At 46.4% G+C, this 17,571-nt stretch carries 8 protein-coding genes; 4 read left to right on the forward strand and 4 right to left on the reverse strand.

The annotated features are described in order from the left end of the window. Window positions 1–19: 19 nt before the first annotated feature. The 3 genes from QUB08_RS04655 to QUB08_RS04665 all read right to left on the reverse strand — a co-directional run bounded on the left by QUB08_RS04655 (window position 20) and on the right by QUB08_RS04665 (window position 12,119). Entirely contained in the window at window positions 20–9,844 is a 9,825-nt protein-coding gene (locus tag QUB08_RS04655) for a tetratricopeptide repeat protein (protein ID WP_333223673.1), read from the reverse strand. A gap of 223 nt (window positions 9,845–10,067) precedes the next feature. Beyond that, window positions 10,068–11,126 carry a homogentisate phytyltransferase gene (locus QUB08_RS04660; RefSeq protein ID WP_333223674.1) on the reverse strand — a complete coding sequence of 353 codons (1,059 nt, stop codon included), beginning with the start codon at window positions 11,124–11,126 and terminating at the stop codon, window positions 10,068–10,070. A gap of 36 nt (window positions 11,127–11,162) precedes the next feature. Further along, the gene (locus QUB08_RS04665; protein ID WP_333223675.1) at window positions 11,163–12,119 is read right to left on the reverse strand and encodes a methyltransferase domain-containing protein; all 957 of its coding nucleotides are present in this window, start codon (window positions 12,117–12,119) and stop codon (window positions 11,163–11,165) included. 260 nt (window positions 12,120–12,379) lie between these two features. On the opposite strand from QUB08_RS04665, the gene QUB08_RS04670 reads away from it, so the two are divergent. Together QUB08_RS04670 and QUB08_RS04675 are read left to right on the forward strand one after the other, a co-directional pair. After that, window positions 12,380–13,714, forward strand: coding sequence for a TrkH family potassium uptake protein (locus tag QUB08_RS04670; protein ID WP_333223676.1), 1,335 nt, complete (start codon window positions 12,380–12,382; stop codon window positions 13,712–13,714). A gap of 140 nt (window positions 13,715–13,854) precedes the next feature. After that, window positions 13,855–14,550 carry a TrkA family potassium uptake protein gene (locus tag QUB08_RS04675; RefSeq protein WP_333223677.1) on the forward strand — a complete coding sequence of 232 codons (696 nt, stop codon included), beginning with the start codon at window positions 13,855–13,857 and terminating at the stop codon, window positions 14,548–14,550. Between the two features lie 349 nt (window positions 14,551–14,899). Here the strand turns inward: QUB08_RS04675 and QUB08_RS04680 are convergent, their stop codons facing one another. Continuing rightward, window positions 14,900–15,169 (reverse strand): hypothetical protein, encoded by a 270-nt coding sequence (locus tag QUB08_RS04680; protein ID WP_333223678.1) that lies wholly within the window; start codon window positions 15,167–15,169, stop codon window positions 14,900–14,902. Between the two features lie 275 nt (window positions 15,170–15,444). Between QUB08_RS04680 and QUB08_RS04685 the strand changes: the two genes are divergently transcribed. Together QUB08_RS04685 and QUB08_RS04690 are read left to right on the forward strand one after the other, a co-directional pair. Beyond that, the gene (locus tag QUB08_RS04685) at window positions 15,445–16,044 is read left to right on the forward strand and encodes a sulfite oxidase-like oxidoreductase (protein WP_333223679.1); all 600 of its coding nucleotides are present in this window, start codon (window positions 15,445–15,447) and stop codon (window positions 16,042–16,044) included. Between the two features lie 626 nt (window positions 16,045–16,670). Next, window positions 16,671–17,360: a PEP-CTERM sorting domain-containing protein gene (locus tag QUB08_RS04690; protein WP_333223680.1), complete on the forward strand. Its 690-nt coding sequence runs from the start codon at window positions 16,671–16,673 to the stop codon at window positions 17,358–17,360. Window positions 17,361–17,571 lie beyond the last annotated feature (211 nt).

Here is a 17,571-nt window from a genome sequence, read left to right on the forward strand (position 1 = left end):
GTCAGGACTTTAGTGTTATCTACATATCGGCAATCACATCCAAAAAACGCTTAACCTGTTTTTCCCAAGTCCAATCCAGCATAAAATTAGCCGCAGCTAAACCGCGAGTTTTTGATTCTTCGCGATTAGTATAAACTTGTTCCAAAGCCTGGACAACTTCTGCCACATCAGACTCTCCCCAACCTTCTACACCGGAAAAAGGAGGAGTTAGTTTAACTCGTCCTTGACTCCATAAAGGATAGCAAATGTGGCTGTAAATTAAGTCTAAATGACCAGTATTTGCTGATAAAATAGTCGGAATTCCGCAGGCCATACTTTCCATCGCGACTAAATTAGTGCCACCTTCGCAGCGGTTAGTGAAAACAGCACAGTCGGCTTCTCGCAAAATTTGTCCAGCGAGGTGATTGGGAATTAAGCCGATGTCGATAAAAGAGTCAATCGGCAAACCGTTAGCCACTAACCATTGGGAAATTTCCAAACTTCCGTCGCGGTTGATATTGGGAAGTCCGGCCACGTTTCCGGTTTGTTCGATTCCTAACATATACTGAGGCCAGAAGTTGTGCCATGTTGTTAGTAACAAAGCCTCTGGATGTTTGGCGCGAAATCGTTTGAAAGCGGCAATTACAATATCTTGACCTTTGCGATATTCCAGTTTGCCGCCGGAGAAAATGACGAAGCGATCGCCAAATAGATTAGATTTGGGTGCAGGATGAAAAATTGTTGGGTCAATTCCTTGATGTACCATCGCCACATTAGTCAAGCCGCGGCTTCTCAAAACATCCGCATTCCAGTTAGAACCTGCGACAATCGCGCTATATTTTTTGGCTATTTCTAGTGCTTCTGCTGTGATTCGTGTGTCTTCAAAAAATATGACTCCTATTTGACAAGCGCTGGTAATTTGATTGTCAACTCCAGAGGATGCTAAATTATTCCCCAAAGCGTAAAGTACGGGAAAATTACAACTAATTTGTTTGTCGGAATTTGCTGCTACTAATTCCTGAAAACTTTTGTGCTTTTCAATTACAGGTAACAACAGCGATTTATGCAGCGGATTCATTGATTCTGAGGTGATTGATGGCGGTGTTAAAAGTGCAACTTCCCAGGCAGGATTTTGCCGCAGTTGTAGTGTTAAATTCATGGCGTAAATTCCCCAGCCGCTGGTGATACTGAGGGGCCAACTAATGCCGATTCCTGTAAGTTGTGGGGGAGTTTCTGGGGGTTGGATTTGAGGCGGAGTATAAAAATCTGCGTTACCAGGCTGAGTCTGGGAACGAGTAGATTGTAGGGGCGGTGCCCCCGTGCCCGCCCTCTCTAGCAAGGCTGCTTTTATACGATCGCAAACTCCATCCCAATCACCAGCTTTTTGCTGCCTAAACAACCGCGCAGTGGGATACCAAGGGCTATCTTCGCGTTCCAGCATCCAGCGCCAATCGGGAACAAAAGACAGCAAAATCCAGACTGGTTTGCCCAAAGCACCGGCCAAGTGCCCGACAGAAGTATCTACGCAAATTACTAAATCGAGTTGCGAAATAATTGCTGCTGTGTCGGCAAAATCGACGCACTGTTCGCTCAAATCTTCAATTTGGTGTTGATTTAATAAAGTAATATCGCCCGCTGACAAATCTTTTTGAAGGCTGTAAAAACTCACTCCCGGAACATCTACAAATTGCACAAAATCGCTCAATTTACACGATCGCCGATGATTGTTGCGGTGCAGCGGGCCGCCCGCCCACACAATACCTACTTTTAGTTTATTGTTCGGCTCTAGGGAAAATTTAAAATCCTGTGGTGGAGCTAAATAAGGAATATTTGCCGGTATATTTTCCAAAGTCGTTCCCAGAATTCGCGGCAAACTTAGCAGCGGGGCTTGCACTTGAAAATCTATCAAATCGCTCGGCCTGACCCCTACTCGATCGACTCCTGTAATTCCTTCAAATAAACGCTTCAGCAAGACATGACAAGCCACAATAACTTTGCCGCCTTTTTGCTTAACTAAAGGCGCGTAGCGGATAAATTGTATCGTATCGCCAAAACCTTGTTCAGGGTGCAATAAAATTGTTTTTCCCTGCAAATCCGAGCCGTCCCAAAGTGGTTGATCAAATGATCGCTGATCCAATTGTTGAGTTTGCCAGCGCGATTCGTACTCCGCAAAACCACGCTCATAATTTCCTGTTAAAAGCAAAGCTAAGGCTAGTCTCAAGCGCCAATTGGGCGAGTTGGGACGTAGTTGAATTGCTTTATTGTAGAAGTCGATAGCCTCTGCGACTTGTCCCTGTTCTTCGAGGGCAGAACCCAAATATAAGTTTGTTTCAGCCTGGTTGGGATTGATTTTTAGCGATTTTTGGTAATGAGCAATAGCCTCGGCTATTTCCCCGTTTTCCTGTTTGATATCACCTAAACAACTGTGGGCTTCTGCGTGGCTGGGTGAGGCGGCAATTACTTGTTCGTAGCGATCGGCTGCCTCTGCTTTTTTACCTTGTTTTTCTAAGGCCTTTGCTATGTAAAATTGTACCTGTGCGGGCGATAAGGAAAATCGAGGCGAAGCTTCGGTATCTCCGTTACCAGGTACAGCCTGGAAACGAGTAGATTGTAGGGGCGGTGCCCCCGTGCCCGCCCTCTCTAGCAAGGCTGTTTTTACGCGATCGCAAACTCCCACCCAATCGCCCGGTTTTTGCTGCCGAAACAGCCGCGCCGTCGGATACCAAGGGCTGTCTTCGCGTTCCAACATCCACCGCCAATCCGGCATAAAACACAGCAAAATCCATACCGGTTTACCCAAAGCACCGGCTAAGTGCGCGATCGCAGTATCAACAGAAATTACTAAATCTAGTTGCGATATCACCGCCGCAGTATCGGCAAAATCGTTCAAATTGTCGCTCAAATCTATCACGGCAATTTGAGTTAACAAACTACGATTGTCAGCCGATAAGTCTTTCTGAAGGCTGTAAAAACTTACACCGGGAATATCTAACAATGTCAGGAAATAGCTTAAATCGCTCGATCGCTGAAAATCCTTCAAATGTTCCGAACTTCCCGCCCACACAATCCCAACTTTGAAATTGCGATCCAAATTTAGGGAAAATTGCCAATTCGGCGGCGCAACTAAATAAGGAACATTTGCCGGTATATTTTCTAAATTTGTTCCGAGAATATACGGCAAACTCATCAGCGGTGCTTGCAGTTGGAAATCCGGCAATTCATCCATCCGACTCACCACTTGTTCAATCCCAGGAATCTGCTTAAATAAACGCTTCAGTTCTGGATAGCAAGAAATGATTACTTTGCCACCTTTTTGCTGCACAATTGCCGCGTATCGCACAAATTGAATGGCATCGCCCAAACCTTGTTCGGATCGGAGCAAAATAGTTTGGCCGTTCAAATCTGAACCGTCCCAAACTGGTTGGTCAAAATTCAACCGTGGTAATTTTTTCGCCTGTTCTGTTTGCCACCGCCACTCGTATTCTGCTAAACCGCGCGGCAAATCCCCAGTCAACAGCAAGACTAAGCTTAAATTGAAGTGAGCTTTAACACAATTTGCATCAAGCTTTATAGCTTTAGTGTAGCACAAAATTGCTTTATTAACGTCTCCTAATTGTTCAACCGCACTGCCTAAATTAGTAATAGCTTCTAGATAATTAGGGTGCAAAGATATGGCTAGTTCCAAGCTAGAAATTGCCTGTTCTATTTTGCCCGCAGCCAAGCATAACGTTCCCAGGTGATAGTGTCCTGTAGGATTGTGCGGTTCGGCTTCAATTGCCAGCTCGTAAAGGCGTTCAGCCTCGGCTAGCTGAGATTCTGTTTGCATCGCCGCACCCAAATTTACCAGCGCTGGCGCATAATTGGAATTGACAGAAAGTGCTTGATGAAAACAGGCGATCGCACTTGGCAACTCGCCCTGCTGCTGGAGTGTGGCGCCGAGATTGTTGAGAGCTTTGACGTAAACCGGATTCAGGGCGATCGCCTTTTGAAAGCAAGATATAGCAGCCATTATATTGCCTTGATCTTGCAGCAAAATACCCAAGTTATTGTGGGATTGAGCGCAGTTTGGATCAATCTCGGTCGCGCGCTGATAATAGGCGGCAGCTTCGGATAAATTGCCTGTTTGGTGCAGCGTCACTGCCAAATTAGTGGTAGCCTCTATCGAATTGGGCTGCAAAACTAAAGCATTTTTAAAATAAGCGATCGCCTCGGCAAATCTTCCTTGCGACTTGAGAATATTCCCCTGATTAAACTGTCTTTGATATAATTCAATATTGGTTTGAGTTTCTCTGGGCGGTAGATATTCTTGATGCTGACAAATTCTTTCTTTCAGCGCCAAAGCAGCTTCTTCTAAAACTCCTTCCCAATCTCCCGCTGTTGACTGGCGAAACAGCCGCGCCGTGGGATACCAAGGACTATCCTCGCGTTGCAACATCCACCGCCAATCCGGCACAAAACACAGCAAAATCCACACTGGTTTGCCCAAAGCACCAGCCAAGTGCGCCACAGCAGTATCTACAGAAATCACTAAATCCAGAGCCGATATTACAGCCGCAGTATAGGCCATGTCTTGCAAATTAGAGCTTAAATCTGTTACGGGCATTTGCTCTAACAAAGCGCTATCGTCTGCTGTCATTTCCTTTTGCAAGCTGTAAAATTCTGCTCCGGGAATATCTAACAGTTGGGACAACAAATTTAGCGGTAACGATCGCACCTTATTTTGCGAATGTTGAGGATTGCCAGACCACACAATCCCTATTTTCAAATTAGCAGTTTCGCGAATAGTACATTCCAAACCGGGCGGCGAAGCTAAATAAGGAACATTCGCCGGTATACTTTCTAAAGTTGTCCCCAAAAGGTGCGGCAAACTCATTAGATGCGCGCGCACTTGAAAATCCGGCGCATCCTCTGGATTAACTATTAACCCATCGATTCCAGAAACTTGTGCAAACAAGCGTTGTAAGTGCGGCAAACACCAAACAATTACCCTACCGCCTTTTTGCTTGACTAAATCAGCGTAGCGGATAAACTGAATTGCATCGCCTAAACCCTGTTCCGGGCAAAGCAAAATAGTTTTTTCCTCCAAATCTTTACCATCCCAAAGCGGCTGAATAAAGTTGTGGGAGCGGAACTGTTTTTCTTTAACTAGAAGTCGCCATTCGTACTCGGAAAAACCGCGCTGAAAATCTCCCGCCAGCAGCAAAGCTAAACCTAAATTTAGGTGAGATTCGGGGCTAGCGACATTGAATTTAACTGCTTGGCTGTAGTAGGTGAGAGCATCCGCAAATTGTCCGCGATTATGCAAAGCACTTGCCAAACTGTAGAGGGGATTGATATAACCGGGTTTGAGTTCGATCGCCCGACGGTAACAATCGATCGCCTCTGCCATTTTTCCCGCTTCCTCAAAAGCTTTGCCGAGATTGTTCAAAGCTTCAGGAAAGTCGGGTTTCAGGCTCAAAGCTTGCTGATAGCAGGCGATCGCATCTTCAATTTTGCCCTGTTTGTGCAGGACAATTCCCAGATTGCAGTGAGCCTGTGCACTGGCAGGTAATTGCTGAATCGCTTGCTGGCAAACGGCTAGAGCCTCATCTAACTTGTCTTCTTGTTGCAGGGCGCTCCCCAAACCGAGCAGAGTTTCTGCTAAATCCGGTTGCAGTGCAGTCGATCGCTCGTAGTATGCGATCGCACGGTCAATTTTGCCCTGTCGGATCAAGGCGTAAGCTAAATGGTGCAGGGCATCCGCATAATTTGGCTCGATTGCGATCGCGCGTTCGTAATTCGCGATCGCTTCTGCTTCCTCCCCTTGTTCCTCCAAAGCAATTCCCAAATTCAAATAAGCCACCGCGCAATTAGGATTGACTTGAATTGCTTGCTCGTAGCAGCTTATAGCCTGCGCCACATCCCCTTTATCTTCCCGCAACAGGCCCAAATTAATCAGCGCTTCCGCGCAATTCGGGTTCAAAGACAGCGCCCGCTGATATTCTGCGATCGCCTCTTCAGTCTCCCCTGCTTCCGCGAGCGCGCTGCCCAAATTGCTCGCAGTTTCCGCCAAATTCCCGTCGATTGCTAGCGCCTGTCGGTAGTGCGCGATCGCCTCTGTTACCCTGCCGGTATGCTGTTTGACAACGCCTAAATTGCTGTGCGCGGCTGCGTAACTAGGATCGATCGCGATCGCTCGCTCATAACATTCGATCGCACCACCAAAATCCGCTTGCTGCTGCAAATCCACGCCCCGCCGAAACTCTGCATCCGCCGAATCCGACGGCACAAATGCAGCAGCAACCGCGCCTAGAGCTTCCGCAACCCGATCGAAAACGTCCTCCCAGTCGCACCGCTGATGCTGGCGAAACAGCCGCGCCGTCGGATACCAAGGACTATCTTCGCGCTCCAACAGCCACCGCCAATCCGGCGAAAACGCCAGCAAAATCCACACCTGTTTGCCCAAAGCCCCCGCCAAATGGGCGACAGCGGTATCGACACTAATGACTAAATCCAGTTTGGCGATCGCAGCCGCAGTATCGGCCAAATCGCCAAAATACGGGCTCAAATCTACGATCGACCTTTGATTCAACAGCGCGCGATCGGCCTCAGAAACCTCTTTCTGCAAGCTATAAAAACTTACCCCCGAAACCTCCAAAAGCGGCATAAACTGGCTTAAACTGCACGAACGCTGCTTGTTTTTGCGGTGTTTTGGATTCCCCGCCCAGACAATGCCAACTTTCAAAGTGCGATCGGGCAAAAGTCCAAATTCAGCACCTGCAGGCGGAGATAAATAAGCAGTATTTGCCGGTATTGTTTCCAGCTTTGTACCAAGAATATAGGGCAAACTCAACATCGGCGCTTGCACGTCAAATTCCGGCAGTCGCTCGCCTTTAACTATTAGCAAATCAATACCGTCAACCGTTGCAAATAAACGGTGCAATTGCGGGTAACAGCCAACAATTACCCTACCGCCTTTATTTTTGACTATCGCAGCGTAGCGAATAAACTGAAGCGAATCGCCTAAACCTTGTTCGGCGTGCAGCAAAATAGTCTTTCCCACCAAATCCGAACCGTCCCATAGCGGCCGATATTCTCTCGCCGAAACAGTATTTTCCGCTCCCGCCAAAAAACAGGAATGACCAGTGTGAAATTCTTTAATTTGCCAGCGCCACTCGTATTCAGCCAGACCATTTTCCAAATCTCCCACCAACAGCAAAGCCAAGGATAAATTCAGGTGAGCGCTAGCGTGATTAGGACTTAAATGAATCGCTCGTCTGTAGCAGGATATGGCATTTTCTACCGCGCCTTTTTCCAGAAATGTCCTGCCTAAATTGTTGATAGCTTCCACAAAATCCGGCAGCAATTCTAGAGCTTTGTGATAATACTCTAGCGCCTCTTCTAAATTGCCCTGTTCTTGCAATACTGTTGCCAGATTGTTGTAAGCTTCCCAGCTATGCGGATGAATTTCCAGCGCTCGCCGGTACAGATCGATCGCCCTGAAAAGTTCGCCTTTTTCTTGCAGCGCCACGGCTAAATTAATTAACGCAGGTACGAAATCCGGTTGAGCCACAAGAGCTTGTTCGTAATGTGCGATCGCCTCTTCCGCTTGACCTTGTTCCTCAAAAATCTTTGCCAAGTTGTAAGCTGTTTGAGGAATATTTGGAGCGATGGCTAAAGCTTCTCGGTAATGCGGGATAGCGGCTTCTAATTCGCCCTTTTCTTGCTTGAGAAAACCAAAATTAATCCGCGCTTGAACGCAATTTGGCTGAAGAGATATGATTTGTTCGTAAAGGGCGATCGCCTCTTCCTTATCGCCTGTTTCCATTAAATGTTCTGCTTGCCGCAATAAATCCTCTAAAACAACCAAATTATCGCCCGTTGTTCCGATCGCAACAGATGTCTCAATCCCCTGCGATTGCTTAGCTGCAGAGCCTTCTGCTAACCCTTCGCTCGCAATCACAAATATTTGTTTACTCTCTTGAACTACGCTTGCATCTGTCATTGCGATCGCCACATAATCGAGGTCAGCCTTATGATTAGCAGTCATTGCGAGTGAAACGAAGTCAAGCTGATCGTGGGCAGACTCCTCGGAATAACTAGCAGTATTGGCGATCGCAAATAAACTCAAAGCCGCCTGTACTTCCTCAAACAATTCTTGCCAACTTTCCGGCTGACTTTGGCGAAAAAGCCTCGCAGTTGGATACCAAGGATTGTCTTCGCGATCCAGCAACCAACGCCAGTCAGGAGCAAAAGAAAGCAGCACCCAAACCGGTTTTCCTAAAGCACCGGCTAAGTGCGCCACAGCCGTATCGACACTAATGACTAAATCCAGTTGAGATATAGCCGAAGCGGTATCAGCAAAGTCGTTCAAATGCGGAGTTAAATCCGGCACTAAGTGTTGGTGCAACAAAGTGCGATCGCTCTCGGACAAGTTTTTTTGTAAACTATAAAAAGCAATTCCCGGAACATCCAAAAATAGAATAAAATCGCTCAAGCTGCAAGAACGCTGATTGTCTTTCCGCCTTGTAGGATTCCCAGCCCAAACAATCCCTACCTTCAATTTGGCATCAGAAGAAAGCGCAAATTTGCACTCAGCAGGCGGCTCTAAATAAGGAATATTTGCCGGTATTGTTTCCAGAGTTGTCCCCACAATTCGCGGCAAACTCATCAGAGGTGCGTGAACGTCAAATTCTGGCAAAGCTTCCAGACTAACTGATAAATATTCAATACCAGGAGCTGTCGCAAACAACCGCATCAGTTCTGGATAGCAAGCCACCATAACTTTAGCGCCTCGGCTCCGAAGAATTGGGGCGTAGCGAATAAACTGAATAGAATCGCCGAAGCCTTGCTCGACGAGCAGTAAAATAGTTTTCCCCTGCAAATCCGAACCATCCCAAACCGGCTGTTTAAATTGCCTCGGTTGTAGTTGCGGAGTGCGCCACCGCCACTCATATTCAGCAAAACCGCGCTGAAAATCTCCGAACAATAGCAAAGTTAAACTTAATTCCAGGTGGGCGATGGCGTTGTCTGGCTGCAATTCCAAGGCTCGACTGTGACAAGAAAAAGCCTCTTGAAACTCTCCTAAATCGACCAAAGCGTGTCCGAGATTGTTAATAGCCTCAACGAAATCTGGCTTTAACTTTAATGCTTGTCTGTAGTAGGATATTGCTGCTTTTACATTGCCTTGTTCGTGGAAAAATGCTCCTACATTGTTGTGAGCTTCGGGATTGTTGGGTTCTAGTTTTACAGCTTGCTGGTAGCAGTTGAAAGCTTCGGCTAATTTACCTTGCTGCTGCAAAACTGTTCCCAAGCCCATCAGGGAATATGTTAAATTGGGATTTATTTTTAAAGCGTGGAGGTAACAAGCTATCGCCTCGTTTAATTGATTTTTTTGTTTAAATAAATGTCCTAAGTTGTGCGCTGTTTCGTGCAGGTTGGGGTCGAGTTGCAGCGCTGTTTGGTAATATAAAATAGCCGCGTCTATTTCGCCTAATTGCTGTTTGACCCAGCCCAAATTATTGTAAGTGAGTGCGGAATTTGGCTGGATTTTGATTACTTGTTCGTAACTGGCTATCGCCCTTTGATATTCGCCTACATCCAGCAAAAGATTAGCCTTATTTAAATGTGCTTCTACAAAATCGCGGTTTTGGGCGATCGCCTTTTCGTAAAAGTCGATCGCCTCTGCAATCTTTCCCTGCTGTCTCGCCGCTATTCCCAACAAACACAGCACGTTTGCTGATTCCGGCTGCACTTCTATTATTTGCCGATACAACTTCTCAGCTTCTAACAAACGTCCCGCTTGGTGATGTTCCCAAGCTAATTTCAAAGAGTCTTCGGCACCCAGTTTGCAGGCAGATTTCCGCGATTTTTTTTGAGAAGCCATAGTTGTCTTGGTTGTTTGGGAGTTCGCTAACTTGTAATTGCCAACTTTTTCTAATTTGTTAACTCTTCCTTCCTTCTTCCCCCTTCCTTCTTCCTCCTTCCCCCTTCCTTCTTCCTTCTTCCTTCTTCCTTCTTCCTTCTTCCTTCTTCCTTCTTCCTTCTTCCTGACATCCGTTACATCCGTTACAGAATCCGTTGCCGAACTTCCTTCTTCCTTCTTCCTTCTACCCCAACAAACAAGCTGCGGGAAAAATCAGATATTCTAAGAAAAACAACTTCCAGATAAACTGATAAAATGCAGCAATTTCTATTTTATCGTCCAAATCAACTTTCGCGCTCCAAAACCACATCAAACCCAAAGCCGCCAAATGAGAAACTGCCAGAAACACTAAATTAACATTAGACAATACGATCGCTCCCGCCAAAGTCGCGCCCAAATAACAAACCGTCAACACCCAGCGAGATAAATTAAAGACGGCAGGCTTGCCCAGCTCAATCGTAAACGTAGTAATATTATATTGCTTGTCGCCTTCCATGTCGGGGATATCTTTAAAAATGGCGATCGCAAACGTAAACACCACAACAAAAACCGTCAGCACCCAAACTTCCGCAGGAATCCGAAAAGACACACTCTCCAAACTCCAGCCCGAAAAAGCGCTTTTCGCCCCTCCCAAACCCAACACCCAATTAAAGTGCAAAAATAACCCTAAATTTACGATCGCGCCCCGCACAGTAAAAATGCACAGCGCCGCCCACAAAGGAAAGCGTTTCAGCCGAATTGGCGGCAGAGAATAAGCAGTCCCAATCGCCAAACTAACGCCAACGGTAGCCAGCAAAAACGGGCCTTGCAAAACAGCCGTCAAAATTGCTACAATTCCCGTGGCAATTACAATTAATTCCCCGGTTTTCCGAGAAAACGCTCCCGAGGCGATCGGCAAATACGGCTTATTAATTTTATCAATTTCAACATCTTCTAACTGGTTCAATCCCACAATATAAATATTGCCACAAATGCAAGCCAACCAGGCAAAAGCTAGGGGCCAAAATACAGGATTCACAAACAGCCGCGAACTTTGGGCGATCGCGTACAAAGCCAATACACTCAAGCTAGTACCCACAATTGTGTGCGGCCGAGAAAACTCCCAAAATGCCCTCACCCAGCTTTGCGGAGCCGAGCCATTTTTATCAATCCAAGACTTGCCAATCGAATCATTGCCCATAAATCTCACACCCGCACCAAACAAATAATATTCTGTAGGGTGTGCAATGCACACCTTACTCATCAACTCAAGACTCAAAACTTCTCTGATATATGCCTGTTATTTTACAGCACAAATCAGCCCAAAACGAATCAACCCGCTCTGATATCCACGGCTCATCAATCCGAGAGCAAGTGCAGCTTGAATAGTCGTCCAACCGCTAGTTAGCAAACCCCAAATCGCGCTCGGAGTCAAAGCAGAATCGATCACCACATCCCAAAAAGGAGCAACAGCTTTTGACCAATCAGCCGTGCGAATACTTGTCAAAGGCAAACTGCGGACAATTTCCTCATATTCCGGCAAAGAAATCACATAAGGCAAAGCATAAACCCGGTAAATTTCTGCCAATTCCTTTCTCTCTTCATCAGTTAATTCACCCGCCGTTTCTCCCAGCGGGCGGTGACACCAAGTTGCCAAGATCAAAGTTCCTCCCGGCTTGAGTACGCGGCAGCATTCCTGCAAAAACTTAATTTTGTCTGGCATATGTTCGCCACTTTCGAGCGACCAAACCAAGTCGAATGACTCGTCAGGAAAAGGCATATTCAAAGCATCGGCCACCAAAAAATTCACATTGCTTTCAAGCCCTGCAATTTTAGCGCGTTCGGTCGCTCTGTTGGCCTGTACCGGACTCAGAGTAATGCCGGTAGCTGTAACGACGCTAGCGCCCGTTTTATTTTGTTCGGCCGATCTGCTAAAATCACGATCACTCCTGCCATCCAACTTTAAATTATTTTCCGCGATCGAACTAAACTTTTGAGTCAAATACAGCGTGCTGCCGCCGATCCCGCAACCGACATCGAGAATGCGGTAAGATTCACAGAGTGCCTTCTCTGACGGTACTCCAGCCCAGCCCAGCAGTTCTTCTATCAAATCTATCTGAGCCTGTCGGCGCTCTTTTTTCAAATTGCCATCCGGGCCGTAGTAACCGTGGTGCATATGTTCGCCCCACACCTGCTCCCACAAACCGCTAGAAGCGTCGTAAAGTTGCTGAATTTGCTGGTAAAGTGTTGATGTCATCGCCGGATCGCAAGTTATTAAAGGAATTCTACCGTTATTTTCCCGTTGTTGTCATAGAATTTGGCGATTGAGTTCGATCGGTCTCCGGCCTTCACCAAACAGAGATGTCCTGATTCCAAGCCCGACGCTCTATTTGTGGGTTCCCTCTAAAACCTCAAATCTCAAATCGATTTGTGGGTTTCCTCTAAAACCTCAAATCCAAAATCGATTTGTGGGTTCCCTCTCAAATCTAAAATCTCCCATCTAAAACCTAGAATCGAATGACTGTCTCGCGAACCATTGCTTTGGGCTTTCTCGCTGTCATCCTCGCAGGTGCTCTATTACTGATGATGCCCTTTTCCACAATTGATGGAACTTGGAGCGATCCAATAACAGCACTGTTTACCTCTACTTCCGCTGTCTGCGTCACGGGCTTGTCGGTTGTGGATGTCGGAAAATATTACTCTTTTTGGGGGCAACTGTGCCTAGTTTTACTGGTGCAAATAGGAGGCTTGGGCTACATGACAGCCACGACTTTCTTGCTGCTGTTATTGGGGCGCCGCTTTGGCTTGAAAGACAAAATTGCTCTGCAACAATCTCTCGACAAATCCGGGCTAGCCGGCGTAGTACAACTCGTGCAGTCAATTCTAGCAACAACGCTTTTGTTTGAATTAACAGGAGTGTTTTTGCTGATGACGGTTTTCGTCCCCCAATACGGATTTAAAGAGGGTGTGTGGTCTGCTATATTTCACAGCGTTAATTCCTTTAACAACGCGGGTTTTAGCATCTATTCAGATAATTTGATCGGCTACATCAGTTCGCCTATGGTTAACTTCACAGTCAGTGGTTTAATCATATTTGGAGGAATCGGCTATCAAGTAATTATGGAAATGTACCTGTGGCTGCGCGATCGCTTCAACAAAAGCCCTATATGCACAGTTTTTTCCCTGAACTTCAAAGTTGTTACCACTACAACGGCTGTCCTTTTAATTTTAGGAACGCTAGCCTTTTTGGTGCTGGAATACGACAACCCAGACACTTTCGGATCTCTAAATTTTCCTCAAAAGCTGATGGCAGCTTGGTTTCAATCTGTTACTCCCCGCACGGCGGGGTTCAATACAATTGACCTTGGCAAAATGACCGAAGCCTCGCTATTTCTGACTATCGCGCTGATGTTTATCGGCGCCAGTCCTGGCAGCACCGGTGGCGGAATCAAAACCACAACTTTTAGGATATTGTTTTGCTGTACCACAGCAGTTCTCGAAGGCCAGGAAGATGTGGAGTGCTATCAGCGTCAAATCCCGCCAGCAATGATTCTGAAAACCATTAGCGTACTCTTTGGTTCCCTGTTGGTCGCGTTCACATCTGCAATTTTAATCGAGCTGACCAATCCCCAAGTAGAATTTATCGCAGCGCTGTTTGAAGCAGTTTCAGCTTTTGCCACGGTCGGCCTGTCCACTGGGATTACACCCACGATTTCAGCGATCGGTAAGCTGGTTTTGATTGCTACAATGTACATAGGTCGGGTTGGGGTGCTGCTGCTGATGAGTGCTGCATTCGGCGACCCAAAACCCAGGTCTTTTAAGTATGCTGAGGAAAGTTTGTTAGTGGGATAAAAAAATCCTGCCTCCTTGCTGATAATCTAAACAATGGGTGACAACCCAAATCAACTTTTACTACTTACCTAAAAACCAAAAGGAGGCGGCGCTGTCTCTGCTAAAATTTAAATAGCAAGACGCTCAGCGCTGGATATTCAGTGAACCTGTCATCTTTAAATTTTTTTCGCACTTTGCGCGCCGAAAACAAGCAGTTTGCAGTTATTGGTTTGGGACGCTTCGGCAAAGCTGTGTGTTCTACTCTGCACGGCTTGGGTTACGAAGTCTTGGGAGTTGATACCGATGAAAAAAAAGTAACTCAAGCTTTGAACGATCGGATTGCTGCTCACGTTGTGCAGTTAGATTCTACTGAGCCTAGCGCTCTTGGGGAAGCCGGTATATTTGAATTTGAAACCGTGATTGTTGCGATCGGCAATTACCTAGCAGAAAGCATTACCACCACCCTTAATCTTAAGGAAGGGGGGGTAAGTCACGTAATAGCCAAAGCTTCTTCGGAAACTCACTTAAAACTGTTGAAAAAAGTTGGCGCAGATCATGTAGTTTTTCCAGAACGAGAAATGGGCTGCTCTTTGGCTCGCCTTCTTACAAAACCCAGCATTTTAGAACGCTTTGACCTCGACCCAGATCACAGCATTGTGGAGTTGCTCGTTCCTGAAAAATTTGACGGTAAAACCATCTCCGAATTGGAGCTCCGGCGCAGGTATGGTTTGAACTTGCTAGCAGTCGGTCGCGCCGAAAAGTTCGAGATTAATCCGGAGCCAAGCGAACGCTTGAGAAAGGGCGACGCGATGGTAGTAATTGGTTCTAATAAAGATATCAATCGCTTGCCAATTTAACAGCTCGCCATTTTATGCACATATAGCAACAGTCCTGGACTCAGAAACCAGGTTTCTTGTGTTCCGACTGTCTAAGTCCTAAGCAATTCTTGCGGGATGTTTGAAAATTTCAGCCCCCCACAAACCCGGTTTATCTAAGATGAACCGGGTTTCTCTGTCGATCTTGATATTCTAATTTTTAACCGAAATATGTAAATTGAATTTCACCAGTTCTGGGGTTGGTTCCGTCTTTGCGACCCCCTCTGAGAACCTAGCCAGACAAATTGCGAAAAATTTTAACAACGTATTTAACAACGTAGCAGCACCCGATCGCGCTCCCGCAAATCATAGGAGCGCTAGCCCTGAAAATTCAGCCGACTTTCAAGATTTTTTGCAAATAAGCTTTGCCGAAAACCAGCACCGCTAAGACTAGAGCGAGTTCAACAGGCCAAGGACACACCGCCACCAACCAAATTAACGAACACATTCCAATAATTGCAGCTATGGGAGCCGGAATTCCGTCTAGCGTTCTGTTGTCAGTCCCGGCAGTCACCCACCAAGCAATCAAGCATATCGTCAACGGAATCAAGCAACTTGCGATCATGATTTTTACCCCATCAATTTTTTTTACATATGGCATCTGAGCATATTGTTACAATACATCAAAGATTCAGAAATGCACCATCAATTGCGATAAAATTTAAGGTTAGGTAATTCATACTATGGGGTGATATATTTTGGAATTTTTAGCTTAGCCTCTCTCAGAAGGCAGAAGTAGGTTGGCATCAGGCAGGATTGTGGGATTTTTATTTCGGCAGAAGTCCTGAAAGCTTTCTACCTTGAGATGAATTGCGATGCGCCCATCTCTGCAAGCTATACTCAGGATTGCAGTCAGTTACTGTAGAGCGTGAATCAATGCTGGGCAAATTTTTTCGCAAGCCAGAATCAGAAAACAGTGATCGCGTCCCCCCGGGTCAATACCTCGCCAACGGCTTTCCTGTGCTGACCTACGGCGATACACCCTCTGTCAGCATTGAAAGTTGGGAATTTAAAGTCTGGGGATTGGCAAAACCAAAAACCTTCACTTGGTCGGACTTCCAGGCCATGCCCCAAACTAACTTTACTGCGGATTTTCACTGCGTCACCCGGTGGTCAAAACTCGACGTGCAGTGGACGGGAGTCAAAGTCACAGATTTTATGAACTATATAGAAGTCGATCCGAAAGCTATGCACGTCTTGGAACACTGCTACGGCGGCTACACTACCAACATTGCGATCGCCGACTTCCTGAGAGAAGAAAACTTTTTCGCCCACACCGTCTTCGGCGAACCTCTATCCGCAGACCACGGCGGCCCAATGCGGCTCGTAGTTCCCCACTTGTACGCTTGGAAAAGCGCCAAATGGATTAACGGCCTGGAGTTTACAGAAACCGAAGAACTCGGTTTTTGGGAACGCAACGGCTACCATCGGCGGGGCGAACCTTGGGCAGAGGAACGCTACAGCGGTCTGTTTTGATGCGGTCGATCGGGAGCAAAGACGGGCCCACAGCTTCTCCATACAATCTTTGTTGAGGGGCAATCCGGTCTTTTACCGCTTCAATCGGCTGAAATTGCATCTGCTCGATCGCATCTTTGGGATATCTCACGCCACGGGAGCTATTTAATTCAACCAAAATACGTAAACCCGACGATCGCATTTTGTACGTAATTTACCCGATAGATAAACTACTTTAACTCCCCTACACAAGCCCCAAAAAACAAATATTCCCAGTTTCGGGTTAATAGAAAACTTCTGGAACTGTCAGTAGCCACGAATATTACCGTATTTATACTTAAGTGTTTGCTATTGAGGATTTAGACTTGAGAATATAATAAAAAATTAGCATAAGCCCCATCCCCATCACTTTGGCTGCCCCGCGCTCCCATGCCCGCGACTGCAAGGTTTCAAGCCACAATATTTATAATTATTTAGTGGGTATTATGAGGGAGCGCTCGCCCGCGAGCCGAGGCGATAGACAGCATTTGTGAAGGTTATGTAAAGGCTTGATAAAGAATATGTCAAACTTTACCTAAAGTGAACCAAATACAAAAAAGTATCGCATAATGAAATTATTAAGACCATCGCACAAAAGGAATCAGGTTATGAATACCAAACTATTATCCGTCCTCACAGCTACCGCAGCCGCTACAGCTCTGTTTGGCGCCGGAGCTCCAGCTCAGGCCTTCTCCTTTGGTACCAACGGCATCAAATTCGACCAAGATACAACTGTCAACTTTAAGTTCAAAGAATCTCACGGTGCGTATACTTCCTCTTTCGGAATCTACAGTGTTAATGGCCAGGCGCCCACTCTAATTAGCACCCTGTTTTCGGAAATTAAACCCTCAGACAACGGCTCGATGAACGAATGGAAAGGAACTCAGGGTAATACAGTCTTGGGTACTGGATCGAAAGTATTCACATTCCTGGCCAATCAAATTTATACTTTGGGACTCAACAGCGGCAGCAAGGGCAGTGTCTACTCGACCTCAGCCTTGAACAATAGCCAGCAAGCGGTGTTTGGCGCGCAATCGCAACTGTGGAACGCACTCAGCAAAGAAACAACGAACGCCTTCCAAGCTGCCGGACAATACACAAACGGAACAAGTTCTCTGTTTAATGGAGGCACGCTAATCTCATTCGACGATCGTGGTAACAGCAAGGACTCAGACTTCCAAGACTTCACAGTCAGCGCAGAAGCAGTTCCAGAACCGATGACAATGACTGGTTTGGCTCTCGGTTTGGGTGGCTTGGTTGCAGCACGCCGCCGCCGCGCTAGCAAGACGACTTCCTGATTTTTTTCAAATGGGAACAATCTCCTCAATGACGTTTGACAAAATAAAATTCAATTAGGAGGCGCGCTCATGAGAAATCGGCTCGCCTTTTGCTTGATTTGAAATGTCAGAAGGGAGAAGTCATATCAATTCTGGTTGCACACCTCCGGAATTGTTGACTGTTGACTGTTGACTGTTGAGTGTTGACTCGGCGTCGCCAAACTGACGACTT

Origin of the sequence: Microcoleus sp. BR0-C5, from assembly GCF_036705045.1 — a bacterium.
Taxonomy (GTDB): domain Bacteria; phylum Cyanobacteriota; class Cyanobacteriia; order Cyanobacteriales; family Microcoleaceae; genus Microcoleus.

Bases quoted from the DNA above. Each gene is read 5' to 3' on its own strand.
- QUB08_RS04655 (WP_333223673.1), bottom strand. From the start codon at position 9,844: ATGGCTTCTCAAAAAAAATCGCGGAAATCTGCCTGCAAACTGGGTGCC.
- QUB08_RS04660 (WP_333223674.1), bottom strand. From the start codon at position 11,126: ATGAGTAAGGTGTGCATTGCACACCCTACAGAATATTATTTGTTTGGT.
- QUB08_RS04665 (WP_333223675.1), bottom strand. From the start codon at position 12,119: ATGACATCAACACTTTACCAGCAAATTCAGCAACTTTACGACGCTTCT.
- QUB08_RS04670 (WP_333223676.1), top strand. From the start codon at position 12,380: ATGACTGTCTCGCGAACCATTGCTTTGGGCTTTCTCGCTGTCATCCTC.
- QUB08_RS04680 (WP_333223678.1), bottom strand. From the start codon at position 15,169: ATGCCATATGTAAAAAAAATTGATGGGGTAAAAATCATGATCGCAAGT.
- QUB08_RS04685 (WP_333223679.1), top strand. From the start codon at position 15,445: ATGCTGGGCAAATTTTTTCGCAAGCCAGAATCAGAAAACAGTGATCGC.
- QUB08_RS04690 (WP_333223680.1), top strand. From the start codon at position 16,671: ATGAATACCAAACTATTATCCGTCCTCACAGCTACCGCAGCCGCTACA.